Below are 13,977 nucleotides of genomic sequence, written 5' to 3'. Positions count from 1 at the left end.
ATGGCCACAGAGACCAATGGCAAGGGCAACGGCGCTCCCGCCACCAACGGCAAAGCCTATCCGATCGAAGACCACACCTATGATGTCGTCGTGGTCGGCGCCGGCGGCGCGGGCCTGCGCGCCGTGGTCGGCTGCAGCGAAGCCGGTCTTCGGACCGCCTGCATCACCAAAGTGTTTCCGACCCGCTCGCACACCGTCGCGGCGCAGGGCGGCATCTCGGCGTCGCTCGGCAACATGCACAAGGACGACTGGCGCTGGCACATGTACGACACCGTGAAGGGGTCGGATTGGCTGGGCGACCAGGATGCGATCGAATACATGGTGCGCAACGCGCCCGAGGCGGTCTACGAGCTCGAGCACTGGGGCGTGCCGTTCTCGCGCACCGAAGACGGCAAGATCTATCAGCGTCCGTTCGGCGGCATGACGATGGACTACGGCAAGGGCCAGGCGCAGCGCACCTGCGCCGCCGCCGACCGCACCGGCCACGCCATGCTGCACACGATGTACGGCCAGTCGCTGCGCCACGCGGCCGAGTTCTTCATCGAGTTCTTTGCCATCGACCTGATCATGGACGACCAGGGCACCTGCCGCGGCGTCATCGCGCTCAAGCTCGACGACGGCACGCTGCACCGCTTCCGCGCCCAGTCCGTAATTCTGGCGACCGGCGGCTATGGCCGCGCCTATGCGTCCTGCACCTCGGCGCACACCTGCACCGGCGATGGCGGCGGCATGGTGCTGCGCGCCGGCCTGCCGATGCAGGACATGGAGTTCGTGCAATTCCACCCGACCGGCATCTACGGCTCGGGCTGTCTCGTCACCGAAGGCGCGCGCGGCGAAGGCGGCTATCTCGTCAACTCCGAGGGCGAGCGCTTCATGGAGCGCTATGCGCCCTCCGCCAAGGATCTGGCTTCGCGTGACGTCGTCTCGCGCGCAATGACTATCGAGATCCGGGAGGGGCGCGGCGTCGGCAAGAAGAAGGACCATATCTTCCTTCATCTCGACCATCTCGATCCCGCGGTGCTGGCCGAACGCCTGCCGGGCATCTCGGAATCCGCAAAGATCTTCGCCAATGTCGACGTGACGCGCGAGCCGATCCCGATCGTGCCGACCGTGCACTACAACATGGGCGGTATCCCGACGAACTATCACGGCGAGGTGCTGACCAAGAAGGACGGCGACGACAACGCCATCATCCCGGGCCTGATGGCGATCGGCGAGGCCGCTTGCGTCTCCGTGCACGGCGCCAACCGCCTCGGCTCCAACTCGCTGATCGACCTCGTCGTGTTCGGCCGCGCCGCTGCGCTGCGCCTCGCAGAGAAGCTCACGCCGAACGCCAGCCAGCCGGAATTGCCGGCGAACTCGTCCGACCTGGCGCTCGGCCGGCTCGACCACTACCGCTACGCCTCCGGCGGCACGCCGACCGCGAAGCTGCGTGAAGGCATGCAGCACGTGATGCAGAACAATTGCGCGGTGTTCCGCACCGGCGACATCCTGAGCGAAGGCCAGAATTTGATCGAGAAGGTCCACAGCGGCATCACCGACATCGCCGTGTCCGACCGCTCGCTGGTGTGGAATTCCGACCTGATCGAGACGCTCGAATTCGACAATCTGATCGCGCAGGCGGTGGTGACGATGAACTCGGCCGCCAACCGCACCGAGAGCCGCGGCGCACATGCCCGCGAGGACTTCTCCGAGCGCGACGACAAGAACTGGATGAAGCACACGCTCGCCTGGCTGGAAGATTCCGGCAAGGTCAAGATCGAGTACCGCCCGGTTCACGACTACACCATGACCAACGACGTCCAGTACATCCCGCCGAAAGCTCGCGTTTACTAAACGTCGCGCGTGTACTGAACGAACAGCGAAAGCTTTATCGAAATGGTTGAATTCGCACTTCCGAAGAACTCCAAGATTTCAGGCGGCAAGACCTGGCCGAAGCCCGCGGGCGCGACTGAAACTCGCGAATTCCGCGTCTATCGCTGGAACCCGGACGACGGCAAGAATCCGAGCGTCGACACCTATTACGTCGACACCCATGATTGCGGGCCGATGGTGCTGGACGGCCTGATCTGGATCAAGAACAACATCGACCCGTCGCTGACCTTCCGCCGCTCCTGCCGCGAAGGCGTCTGCGGCTCCTGCGCGATGAACATCGACGGCCAGAACACACTGGCCTGCACCCGCTCGATGCACGACGTGAAGGACGGCGCGGTGAAGATCAATCCGCTGCCGCACCAGCCTGTCGTGAAGGACCTCATCCCCGACCTCACCAATTTCTATGCGCAGTACGCTTCGGTCGAGCCGTGGCTGAAGACGACCTCGCCGACGCCGCAGAAGGAATGGAAGCAGAGCCACGAGGACCGCGAGAAGCTCGACGGGCTCTACGAGTGCATCCTCTGCGCCTGCTGCTCGACCTCGTGCCCGAGCTATTGGTGGAACAGCGAGCGCTATCTCGGTCCCGCCGCGCTGCTCCAGGCCAACCGCTGGGTGTCGGATTCGCGGGATGAAGCCACCGGCGAGCGGCTCGACAATCTCGAGGATCCGTTCCGCCTCTATCGCTGCCACACCATCATGAACTGCGCCAAAGCCTGCCCGAAGGGCCTCAACCCGGCGGAAGCCATCGCAGAGCTCAAGCTCAAGATGGTCGAGCGCCAGATCTAGGCGTCACTTATGCTGCGATCCCCGGCCGGAATGGCCGGGGCATTCTACGGCGGGCGCGTATTCGAGCAGATTTTGCCTCCGCCCCTGCACGAGCAGGCCGGCAGGTTGCAACCTCTGGTTCCCGCTACAAGCCGCTTCCTTCCCGGCGCGAAATTCAAGTAAGCTCTCCGGTGTGGGACCGGAGCGACCGTGCAGGGCGCACAACGCAACTCGCTGAGATTGCTGCAGTGGATGATGGCTGCGTCCCTGGCGCTGCCCATTGCACTGTTCGCGATCGCCGCCTCGATCTCCTACACCTCGACCAAAGCCATCGCCGACCGCGAGATCGAGCGCACCCTCGATGTCGCGCACGAGCACGCGCTCAAGGTGTTCGAGACCATCGACCGCAGCCTCGCCGAGATCAACGAGGTGGTGCGCGGCATGCCCGACGACATCATCCGCGCGCGCGAGCCGGCCCTGCACCGCCGCCTGAAGCAGCTGACCGATTCGCTGCCGCAGCTGAAATCGGCATGGATCTTCGATGCGGACGGAAAGTCGCTGGTCAACAGCCTGGCCTCGCCGCCGCCGGCACAGAGCTTTGCGGACCGTGACTATTTTGCGGCCCATGTCGATCAGAGCATCGGCAGCTACATCGGTGTTCCCCTGACGCCGCGTCAGCCCTATCAGGGCGCGCGCTTCTTCGGGGTCAGCCGCCGCCGCGGCTCCGACGACGGCAGCTTCATCGGCGTGATCCAGGCCTCCGTCCTGCCGGAATATTTCGAGAGCTTTTACGCCAGGATCGGCTCCGATGCCGGCAGCTTCGTCGCCATGGGACGCACCGACGGCGTGGTGCTGGCGCATCTTCCACGGCTGGACCGCGACCTCAGGCTCGATCCTAACGGGCCGGTCGGCCGGAGCATCGCAGCTCATCCCGAGCATGGCCTCATCACCATCGCCTGGCCATCGGACGAGGTCGAGCGGCGCATCGGCTACCGACGCATCGCCGAATATCCGATCTATGTCAGCGCGGGGTTGGAGACCTCGGCAATCCGCGCACGCTGGTTCGCCACCATGGGCCAGCATCTGGTATTCGGCATTCCCGCCACCGCGCTGCTGTTTCTGCTGCTGGCGTTCGCGTTCCGGCGCACCCAGCATCTCCAGGCCGAGGCCGCCGCGCGGCGCGAAGCCGAGGATGCGCTCAAGCACAGCCAGCGCCTGGAGGCGCTCGGCCAGCTCACCGGCGGCGTCGCGCACGACTTCAACAACCTCCTGACCGTGATTCGCGCCTCGGTCGATCTGCTGAACCGGCCGCAACTGAGCGAGGAGCGGCGCCAGCGCTACATCACTGCCATCGCGGACGCGGTCGGGCGCGCAGCAAAGCTGACCTCGCAGCTGCTCGCCTTCGCGCGGCGCCAGACCTTGAAGCCGGAAGTGTTCGACGTCGGCGCGCGGCTGCAGTCACTGCACGACATGCTCGCGACGCTGCTCGGGCCCGCGATCGAAATCGCGATGCGGCTGCCGGCCGAGCCCTGTCTCGTCAATGCCGATGCAAGCCAGTTCGAGACGGCGTTGATCAACATGGCGACCAATGCGCGCGATGCCATGCACGGCAAGGGCAGGATCGTTTTCGAGGTCGAGGCCGCGGCGACAATTGCGGACACGCGGGCTCCCGTCTCGGGCAACCCTGATCTTTCAGGTCACCATGAGCTTCCTGGCAAACATGGCTTCGTCGGTATTGCCGTCAGTGACACCGGCATCGGCATTCCGGCTGCGCGGCTCGGGCGCATCTTCGAGCCGTTCTTCACCACCAAGCAGGTCGGCCACGGCACCGGTCTCGGCCTGTCGCAGGTGTTCGGCTTCGCCCGCCAGTCCGGCGGCGAGGTGACAGTCACCAGCGAGGTAGGCCACGGCAGCACCTTCGCGCTCTACCTGCCGCGCGTGGCGCCGCATTTGCTGCCGCAGCGGCAGGCACCGAACACGGCTCCGGCCGTGGCCGGCAGCGGCATATCGGTGCTGCTGGTCGAGGACAATATCGAGCTCGCCAATTTCGCGGCCGACGGCCTCACCGAGCTCGGCTACAGCATCACGCTGGTCGACAATGCAACCGACGCACTCGCCGAGCTGGTCATGGATTCCGATCGCTTCGATGTCGTCTTCTCGGACATCGTGATGCCCGGTATGACCGGGCTCGATCTCGCGCAGGCGGTCCGCGACCGCGGCATCGGCGTGCCGGTGGTGCTGACCACCGGCTACAGCGAGGCGATGTCCCAGGATGGCAATGTCGATTTCGAACTCGTGCAAAAGCCCTACGCGATCGATCAGCTATCGCGCGCGCTGCACCGGCTCGCACGTCGCCGCCGGGTCCGCAACGGCGCCGCCGAATGAACCGACACCTGGAACTCGCGGGAACCTTTTGATTTAGCTGGCGTTATCCGGCCATGCAAAAGCCGGCCGGAAAGCGCGAATCGGGCAAGAAGCCGCCCATTGTCGAAATCGTCGGCGAGACCGGCGAGGAAGTGGCTCCGCCGCCGCCCGAGCTGGTCGAGCCCGACCCGGCGCTGTCGCCCGAAGAGGCCGAGCAGGCCCGCAAGGACTATCTCCTCACCCGCTTCTGGATCAGCGCGCGCGGCTTCTGGGGCCGCAACGGCGACCGGCTGGCATGGCTCTACTCCATCGGCCTCGGCGTGCTGATCGTCCTGACCGTCGGTTTCCAATACGGCATCAACGTCTGGAATCGGGCGATCTTCGACGCGATCGAGAAGCGCGAGGCGTCCACCGTCTTCCATCTCACCGCGGTGTTCTTCCCGCTCGCGATCGGCAGCATCGTGCTCGGCGTGGCACAAGTGTTCGCGCGCATGGGCATCCAGCGGCGCTGGCGAGCCTGGCTGACGGCAAGCGTGCTGACGCGCTGGCTCGGCAATGGCCGCTATTACCAGCTCAATCTCGTCAGCGGCGACCATAAGAATCCGGAATACCGGATCGCGGAGGATCTGCGCGTCGCGACCGATTCGCCGGTGGATTTTCTCGCCGGCGTGACGTCTGCGCTGCTGTCGGCCGTGACCTTCATCGTCGTGCTCTGGACCATCGGCGGTGCGCTCACCGTCACGCTTGCGGGATCGTCGGTCACCATTCCCGGCTTCCTGGTGATCGCCGCGATGCTTTATGCGGGAATCGCCTCGGGCTCGATCCTGGTGATCGGCCGCCAATTCGTGCAGGTCTCCGAGGACAAGAACCAGGCCGAGGCCGATTTTCGCTACACGCTGACGCGCGTGCGCGAGAACGGCGAGAGCATCGCGCTGCTCGGTGGCGAGGAGGAAGAGCGCGACGGCATCGACCGCAATTTCACCAACGTGCTTCGGCAATGGGCGCGGCTGGCGGGTCAGCACATGCGCACCACGCTGGTGTCGCAGGGATCGAGCCTCGTTGCTCCCGTGGTCCCTCTTCTGCTCTGCGCGCCAAAATTCCTCGACGGCAGCATGACGCTGGGTCAGGTGATGCAGGCGGCTTCCGCCTTTACCATCGTGCAGAGCGCGTTCGGTTGGCTGGTCGACAATTATCCGCGGCTCGCCGACTGGAATGCCTGCGCTCGCCGCATCGCATCGCTGATGATGTCGCTCGACGGTCTCGAGCGCGCCGAGCAGGGCGACGGAATCGGCCGCATCAAGCGCGGCGAGACCAGCAACGATGCCATGCTGGAGCTGAACGATCTCTCCGTCACGCTCGACGACGGCACCGCCGTGGTCGGCGAGACCGAGGTGGTGGTCGAGGCTGGCGAGCGGCTGCTGGTGGCCGGCGAATCCGGCACCGGCAAGAGCACGCTGGTGCGCGCCATCGCCGGGCTCTGGCCGTGGGGCGGCGGCAGCGTCAATTTCCATCCCGACCGGCGGCTGTTCATGCTGCCGCAGCGACCCTACGTGCCGTCAGGCTCCTTGCGCCGCGCGGTCGCCTATCCCGGCGCGGAAGACGACTGGACCGTGGAGGAGATCGGCGAGGCCCTGCACAAGGTCGGTCTCGACCATCTCAAGGAGAAGATCGAGGAAGACGCACCGTGGGACCAGACGCTGTCCGGCGGCGAGAAGCAGCGCCTGGCCTTCGCGCGACTGTTGCTGCACAGCCCTGACATCGTCGTGCTCGACGAGGCGACCTCGGCGCTCGACGAGAAGAGCCAGGACAAGATGATGAAGATGATCACCGACGAGCTGCCGAAGGCCACCATCGTCAGCGTCGCGCATCGCGTCGAGCTGGAAGCCTTCCACAGCCGCAAGATCGTGCTGGAGCGCCGCAAGGGCGGCGCAAAGCTCGTCAGCGACATCGAGCTGATCCCGCGCAAGGGCAAGCGCAAGCTGCTCGGCCGCTTCCTGAGGCAGCGCAAGCCGCCGAAAAAGGCGGCGTGAGGTTCGGTCTCTTTTCTTCGTCGTCCCGGCGATTGTCGTCCGGATCGAGCGTTGGAGTCCCCGGCAAAACCGGCTATGCATGCGCCGCTTGCAACGAGGACTTTGACTTGGCGACCGACAATGCCCCTTCGTCCGCGCCGTTCGGCGCGTTTGCGCCGAACGCGGCGCAGGCCGCGATCATTCGCCTCGCGACACAATCGCGGCTGAAGCGCGGCGCGTTCCGGCCCTGGTTGTCGCGATTGGTGAACCTGCTGCGCGGTGGTCCCGTCGACGTGGAGTACCAGGGCGCATCGTTCCGCTTCTATCACCAGGGCAGCGCGACCGAGCGCGGCGCGCTGTTCAATCCCGATTACAATCTCGACGAGCTCGATTTCCTGCGCCAGCACACCGCGGAGGGCGGCGTGTTCGTCGACGTCGGCGCCAATGTCGGCACTTTCGCGCTGGTGATGGCGCGACAGGTCGGGCCATCGGGGAAAGTGGTCGCGATCGAGCCGCATCCGACGACGTTTGGACGGCTCTCGTTCAACCAGGCCGCGTCACAAGCGACGCAGGTGCGCCTGGTGCAGGCGGCCGCTGGCGACAGCGACGGCGAGCTGATGATCGAGAGCGGGGGCGGCAATCTCGGCGCTACGCATGTCGTCACCGGCACGGCCAGCGCGGAGGCGATCAAAGTGCCCTCGCTGCGGTTGACGCGCATTCTCGACGAGGCCGGCGTCACCAAGGTGGACGCGTTGAAGATCGACGTCGAGGGGTTTGAGGATCGCGTGCTGATCGGCTTCTTCCGCGACGCGCCGCAATCGCTATGGCCGCGCGCGGTGGTGATCGAGCATTTGTCACAAAAGGATTGGCGGGAAGATTGTATCGCTGACATGGTCGCGCGCGGTTTTGTGGTTGCGCGCAAGACGCGGAGCAATACGTTCCTGTCGCGCTGACGACGAACGACGAGGTTACGATGATCGACCATATGGGATTCCCGGTCTCCGACTATGAGCGCGCCAAGGCGTTCTACGCCAAGGCATTGGCCCCGCTCGGCTACAGCCTGATCATGGAGGTCACGCAGGAGCAGACCGGACACGATCCGGCCGCCGGCTTCGGCGCCGACGGCAAGCCGGATTTCTGGATCGGCGGCGAGGGCGCGCTGAACAAGCCGGTGCATGTCGCGATCCTGGCAAAGGACCGCGCCACGGTGGATGCGTTCTACAAGGCGGCGATTGCGGCGGGCGGGCGCGACAACGGGCCGCCCGGCATTCGGGCGCATTATCACCCGACCTATTACGGCGCCTTCGTGCTCGACCCTGACGGCCACAACATCGAGGCGGTTTGCCACGCGCCGGAATAGATAAGTTCCATGTTCCGGCCGGAACCTCGTTCCGCGCGCGCCGTTGTCGTCCCTTGCAAGAAGGAGCACGACATGGCCAACGACAATGCCCGCGAGGTCGATCGCGTATGGGATCTGATGAAGACGATCGGATTCGCGATGCTGGTGACGCGCGATGGAGACAAGCTCCGCGCGCGGCCGATGAGCGCCTATCTCGACCGCAACGCGGACACGATATATTTCCTCACCGACGCGCGGCGTCACAAGGACGAGGAGATCGCGCGCAATCCGTCCATCAACCTGTCGTTCGCGGATGCGAGCAGCCAGAAATACGTGTCGCTGACCGGCACTGCCGTCGTCTCCAACGACCGTGCGAAGATCAAGGAGCTGTTCTCGACGCCGGCCAAGGCGTGGTGGGACTCTGCGGAAGATCCCAACATCCGCGTGCTCAAGGTCGCGCCCGACGATGCCGAGTTCTGGGACTCGCCCGGCACCGTGATCTCCTATGTGAAGATGGCGGCCGCGGCAGTGACCAACACGCGGCCCGATCTCGGCGACAACCGCAAGGTCTCGATGTAATGCCGATTGAGCCGCCCGAGATTCCGCCGTCGACGCCGGGCACACCCACCGAGCCGCCGCCGGGGATTCCGCCGGGCAATCCGCAGCCTGAAATCGCGCCGCCAGTGCGCGAGCCCGGCTCGCCAGCGCCGCCCGACGAATTGCCAGGCCGCATGCCTGAAGAGATTCCATCACGCGGACCGAACGGACCGCTCACGCCGAATCCCGCGACGGATGCAAGTCCGCCGCGGGACCGCGCATGAGGCGACGCATCACATCCGAGGCAATTGCAACCTGCGTCTGAATGCGCAATGAACGTCACCATAGTGAGGTGATTTGCGTGCAGAAATAAATCGGGCCGCGCCCGCTTCGTCCGCCACAATCCGGCCTAACGCGTAGCTGTTCATCCCAACACTTCGTCAAAGAACCTTCCGGGGAAGTTCACCACATGACCAACCTTCGTTTCGTGCTGCTTGCCACCACGGCTCTGACCGCGATGCAATTCGCAAGCTCCGCATCGCATGCACAAGGCGCGCCGCCGCTCGTCGTCGCGCAGGCGCAGCCACAAGAGACCGGCCCTGACGGAAAACCGAAGCAGCCGCCGAAGGGACCGCCAGCGGCCGCGCCGCCTGCGGCGCCCGCGCGCCCGGCCGCACCGCCGCCCGCAGCTGCACCGCCCCATCCGCCCGCGGCACCTCCGCCGGCTGCCGCACCGCCGCGCCCAGCAGCTCCGCCGCCACCTCCGCCGCCACCTGCGGCCCGTCCGGCACCGCCACCGCCCCCACCGCCGCCTGCGGCTCCGAAGCCGCCTTCGCCGCCCCCGGCTGCGGCTCCGCAACAGCATGCGCCGCCTCCTGCACCGCCCGCGGCACGCCCGGCTCCCACGCCCCCGGCACCGCCGCCCGCCGCGGCTCCGCAGCAGCACGCACCCACACCTCCGCCTCCGACGCCGCCCGCGGCTCGTCCGGCTCCCACACCACCGCCCGCTCCCGCTCCCGCTCCGCAGCAGCACGCACCGACAGCTCCGCCGCCTCCTGCGGCCGGTCCTTCGGGACGGCCTGCGCCTGCGCCGACAGCAACGCCTCCGGCATCTGCTGCTCCCGCAGCGCGCCCGGCAACGCCTGCTGCCCCGACCGCCACGCCTGCTCCGACAGCAACGCCTGCACCGACCGCAACGCCAGCTCCGGGAAGCACGCCGCCGACTGGCCGCCCCGGTGCGCCGCCCCCCGGCGGACGTCCCGGCGCGCCTCCGGCTGCTGGATCAGCGACACCTGCTCCGGGCGCCACGCCCGCGCCGACGACTACCCCGACCCCCGGTGGCGCTCCGACGCCCCTGCCCGGACGTCCCGGTGCGGGACCCACGCCCGCTCCTGGCGCGACCCCGGCTCCAGCCGCGACGCCAACCCCCGGTCAGCAGGGAGGAACGCCTCCTGCCGGCGCGCCCGCTGCCGGAGCTCCGCCGACCCAGCCGCAGGCAGGCGCCCCGCCCCGGCCGCCGGCTCCCCCCGCTGGCGCGGCGGCACCGAGCACCGTCCCGGGCTCGGCGGCTGCGACCCCGCCACCCAACAGGGCACAATACGCGACGCCCACCGTTGCGCCGGCCTTCCGCGCCGCCCCGACCACGACCACGCCTCTGCCGCCACCGCCGCGTCCGCCGCAGCGTGACCTGACGCCGCTCGCGATCGGTGCAGGTGTCGTCGCCGGTGCCGTGATCGGCGCCACCATCGCCGACTACCGCAACCAGCGCCGCGAAAGCATCGAAGGCGGTCGCACCGTCTACACCGAGCCGGACCGCATCATCATCCGCGATCCGGGCGGGCAGACATACGTCCGCGGCAACGATCTCTATCGCTTCCGCTATGGCGCCCGCGACATCCGCACCGAGACTGTCGGTGCCGATACCCGCACCGTGGTGATCCGTCCCGACGGCAGCCAGATCATTACGGTTGTCGGTCAGGATGGGCGGCTGCTGCGTCGAATCCGCAGGGACCCTGCCGGGCGCGAGCTCGTCATCATCGACAACAGCTACCGCGATCCGCGGTCGGTCGGCGGCTTCTATGTCGACGCGCCGCCTCCGGTCGTCAACATGCCCTACGATCGTTATATCGTCGACGCCCAGGAAGCGTCGCCGGACGTGATCTACGAGACGATGGTGGCGCCGCCGGTGCAACGGGTGGATCGTCGCTACACGCTCGACGAGATCCGCTACAGCCCCAATGTTCGCATGCAAATGCCGAGCATCGACCTCAACACGATCAACTTCGAAACGGGATCGTGGACCATCCCACCGGACCAGGCGGCGAAGCTGCAGTCGATCGCCGACGGTCTCAACCGTGCGATCCAGGCCAATCCGCGTGTGGTGTTCCTGATCGAAGGTCACACCGACGCGGTTGGCAACGACGTCGACAATTTGTCATTGTCGGATCGTCGTGCGCAGTCCGCGGCCGAATTGCTGACCCAGCAATTCGGTGTGCCGTCTGAGAACCTGACGTCGCAGGGCTACGGCGAGCAGTATCTGAAGGAGCAGACGCAAGGGCCGAGCGCGATCAACCGCCGCGTCACCGTCCGCAACATCACGCCGCTGCTCAACGGTGGCCAGGCCTCGCTGCCGCCGCCCCCGCCCGGCACCGCGCCGCCGCGCTGAGGCGAAGCACAAAATGAAAATGGCCGGGAGCAATCCCGGCCATTTTTGTTTCTGTCATTGCGAGGAGCGAAACGACGAGGCAATCCAGACTATCGCTGCGGGAAGACTCTGGATTGCTTCGCTTCGCTCGCAATGACGAACGAGGCAGCAATCCCCGGGCGCGTCAGCCCTTGTCATTCTCCAGACGGAAGATCTGCGAGCCTTCACTGCCCGACAACAGGCCCGTGTCGCTGTAGAGCTTCAGCTTGGCGCGGGTGTCGTTGATGTCGAGGTTGCGCATGGTGAGCTGACCGATGCGATCGGCCGGCGTGAACGCCGCGTCCTCGACCTTCTCCATGCTGAGCCGCTCCGGCGCATAGGTCAGGTTCGGGCTTTCCGTGTTGAGGATCGAGTAGTCGTTGCCGCGTCGCAGCTCGAGCGAGACCTCGCCTGTGACGGCGCGGGCGACCCAGCGCTGCGCGGTCTCGCGCAACATCAGAGCCTGCGAATCGAACCAGCGGCCCTGATAGAGCAGGCGTCCGAGGCGCATGCCGCTGATGCGGTATTGCTCGATGGTGTCCTCGTTGTGGATGCCGGTGACGAGGCGCTCATAGGCGATGTGCAGCAGCGCCATGCCGGGCGCTTCATAGATGCCGCGGCTCTTGGCTTCGATGATGCGGTTCTCGATCTGGTCGCTCATGCCGAGGCCGTGGCGGCCGCCGATCGCGTTGGCTTCGAGGAACAGCGTGACAGGATCAGAGAAGGTCTGACCGTTCAGCGCGACCGGCTGGCCTTCCTCGAAACGCACCACAACCTTCTCGGCCTTGACGTTGCAGTCGTCCCGCCAGAACGGCACGCCCATGATCGGGTTGACGATCTTGATGCCGCTGTCGAGGCTCTCGAGATCCTTGGCCTCGTGCGTCGCGCCGAGCAGATTGCTGTCGGTCGAATACGCCTTCTCGGCACTCATCTTGTAGGCAAAGCCCTGGGTGGTCATGAACGCCGACATCTCGGCGCGGCCGCCGAGCTCGTCGATGAACTGCTGGTCGAGCCAGGGCTTGTAGATGCGCAGGCCCGGATTGGTCAGCAGGCCGTAGCGATAGAAGCGCTCGATGTCGTTGCCCTTGAAGGTCGAGCCGTCGCCCCAGATGTTGACGCCGTCCTCCTTCATCGCCGCGACCAGCATAGTGCCGGTCACGGCGCGCCCCAATGGCGTGGTGTTGAAATAGGTGATGCCGCCGGTGGAGATATGGAAGGCGCCGGACTGGATCGCGGCGATGCCTTCATGGACGAGCTGCGTGCGGCAATCGACCAGCAGCGCTTTCTCCGCGCCGAACTCCATCGCCTTGCGTGGGATCTCGTTGTAATCGGCTTCGTCGGGTTGGCCGAGATTGGCGGTATAGGCGTAGCAGCGCGCGCCCTTCTGCTTCATCCAGAGCAGCGCCGCCGACGTGTCGAGGCCGCCCGAAAACGCGATGCCGACTTTCTCGCCCTTGGGCAGGCTTTTCAGGATCGTGGTCATGGGGCTTCCAATCGGTCTCGAAGGGCGGGTGTCGTTTCACGGGGTTGACCGCGCGAATATCAAATTTCGCGGGGCTCGGCACCCCTTTAATGGCTCAAACTGACGGCTCGGCACTCGACTTGCTGCCGAACAGGCGCTGGCGCAGCCGGTAGGCGGGCATGTTCAGCCGGGTCAGGGCGGCATCGACCGCCTCGTCCGAAAACCGGGTCCGCGGCCAGCGGTAGATCAGCGCGTAGGCAAACCAGATCACGACGAAGGTGACGAGGCCAGCGATCGACACGTCGGTGAAGAAGTGGCCGCCAAAGGCCATCCGCAGCCCGCTGGTCACGAGGCCGAACACCACGGCTCCGGCATAAGCGAGCGGCCGCCACGGCGCCGGTGCCAATGCGGCCGGCGCCAGCGTCCAGAATGCGGTCGCGCCCTCGCCCGAGAAGAACGAGCAGTTGCGCGCGCAGCCGCCGCGCGGATCCCACCACGGCACGAATTGCTGGTCGCCGGCAAACTGCGTCACCACCACCGGGCGCGGCCGGCCCCAATAGGACTTGAAGGCGAGATTGGTAAGGATGCCGGCTGAGAGGATGATCGTGACCAGCAGGAAGACGATCGCGCGCCCGGATACCATCAGCGGGCGGTCGGGCCGGACCATCTTGACCACGAGCGCGACCAGCGCAGGCAGCACGAACGCCCAGGCGACCCACATCGCGGCGTCGCGCGCGAAGCCGGCCCAATCGTTCAACTTGAGCGGAAACGACTTGGTATCAGGGTCGAAGAACAGCGCAGCGAGCTTGAGATCAAGCTCGGGATAGAGGCCGAAAACGACGCCGATCACGAGCCACAGCGCCAGGGCAATGAAGAGTCCAGTCCGGTTCATGGCGCGCGGTTTAGCCGAGTGGGAAGGGGATGAAAACCCCGGGGCAAGTCA

The 13,977-nt window shown here is 66.3% G+C and carries 11 protein-coding genes; 9 read left to right on the top strand and 2 right to left on the bottom strand.

The genetic code is table 11. The features are described from left to right. From sdhA to IVB45_RS00545, 9 genes are all read left to right on the top strand, one after another. Positions 1 to 1,836, top strand: coding sequence for a succinate dehydrogenase flavoprotein subunit (sdhA, locus tag IVB45_RS00585; protein WP_027566352.1), 1,836 nt, complete (start codon positions 1 to 3; stop codon positions 1,834 to 1,836). Between the two features lie 42 nt (positions 1,837 to 1,878). Next, a complete protein-coding gene (locus IVB45_RS00580) occupies positions 1,879 to 2,661 on the top strand; it encodes a succinate dehydrogenase iron-sulfur subunit (RefSeq protein ID WP_027566351.1) in 783 nt (260 codons plus the stop codon). Between the two features lie 189 nt (positions 2,662 to 2,850). After that, positions 2,851 to 5,025, top strand: a complete 2,175-nt coding sequence (locus IVB45_RS00575) for a hybrid sensor histidine kinase/response regulator (RefSeq protein WP_247358202.1) — start codon at positions 2,851 to 2,853, stop codon at positions 5,023 to 5,025. A gap of 53 nt (positions 5,026 to 5,078) precedes the next feature. Beyond that, complete coding sequence (locus IVB45_RS00570) at positions 5,079 to 7,034, top strand: ABC transporter ATP-binding protein/permease (protein WP_247358203.1); 1,956 nt, start codon at positions 5,079 to 5,081, stop codon at positions 7,032 to 7,034. 107 nt (positions 7,035 to 7,141) lie between these two features. Next, the gene (locus IVB45_RS00565; protein WP_247358204.1) at positions 7,142 to 7,966 is read left to right on the top strand and encodes an FkbM family methyltransferase; all 825 of its coding nucleotides are present in this window, start codon (positions 7,142 to 7,144) and stop codon (positions 7,964 to 7,966) included. 20 nt (positions 7,967 to 7,986) lie between these two features. Beyond that, positions 7,987 to 8,373, top strand: coding sequence for a VOC family protein (locus IVB45_RS00560; protein WP_007598770.1), 387 nt, complete (start codon positions 7,987 to 7,989; stop codon positions 8,371 to 8,373). A gap of 72 nt (positions 8,374 to 8,445) precedes the next feature. Continuing rightward, complete coding sequence (locus IVB45_RS00555) at positions 8,446 to 8,931, top strand: pyridoxamine 5'-phosphate oxidase family protein (RefSeq protein ID WP_247358205.1); 486 nt, start codon at positions 8,446 to 8,448, stop codon at positions 8,929 to 8,931. Continuing rightward, positions 8,931 to 9,173: a hypothetical protein gene (locus tag IVB45_RS00550; protein WP_007604217.1), complete on the top strand. Its 243-nt coding sequence runs from the start codon at positions 8,931 to 8,933 to the stop codon at positions 9,171 to 9,173. The genes IVB45_RS00555 and IVB45_RS00550 overlap by 1 nt, the downstream gene beginning before the upstream one ends. A 185-nt stretch (positions 9,174 to 9,358) precedes the next feature. Beyond that, positions 9,359 to 11,554 carry an OmpA family protein gene (locus IVB45_RS00545; RefSeq protein ID WP_247807540.1) on the top strand — a complete coding sequence of 732 codons (2,196 nt, stop codon included), beginning with the start codon at positions 9,359 to 9,361 and terminating at the stop codon, positions 11,552 to 11,554. A 163-nt stretch (positions 11,555 to 11,717) separates the two neighbouring features. Here IVB45_RS00545 and argG read toward each other — a convergent pair whose 3' ends face one another. Beyond that, complete coding sequence (argG, locus tag IVB45_RS00540) at positions 11,718 to 13,055, bottom strand: argininosuccinate synthase (protein WP_247357294.1); 1,338 nt, start codon at positions 13,053 to 13,055, stop codon at positions 11,718 to 11,720. A gap of 94 nt (positions 13,056 to 13,149) precedes the next feature. Beyond that, positions 13,150 to 13,926, bottom strand: coding sequence for a phosphatase PAP2 family protein (locus IVB45_RS00535; RefSeq protein WP_027566343.1), 777 nt, complete (start codon positions 13,924 to 13,926; stop codon positions 13,150 to 13,152). Positions 13,927 to 13,977: the final 51 nt, after the last annotated feature.

It is taken from the genome of Bradyrhizobium sp. 4, assembly GCF_023100905.1.
Lineage (GTDB): Bacteria > Pseudomonadota > Alphaproteobacteria > Rhizobiales > Xanthobacteraceae > Bradyrhizobium.
This window is presented reverse-complemented; position numbering and strand designations above follow the sequence as displayed.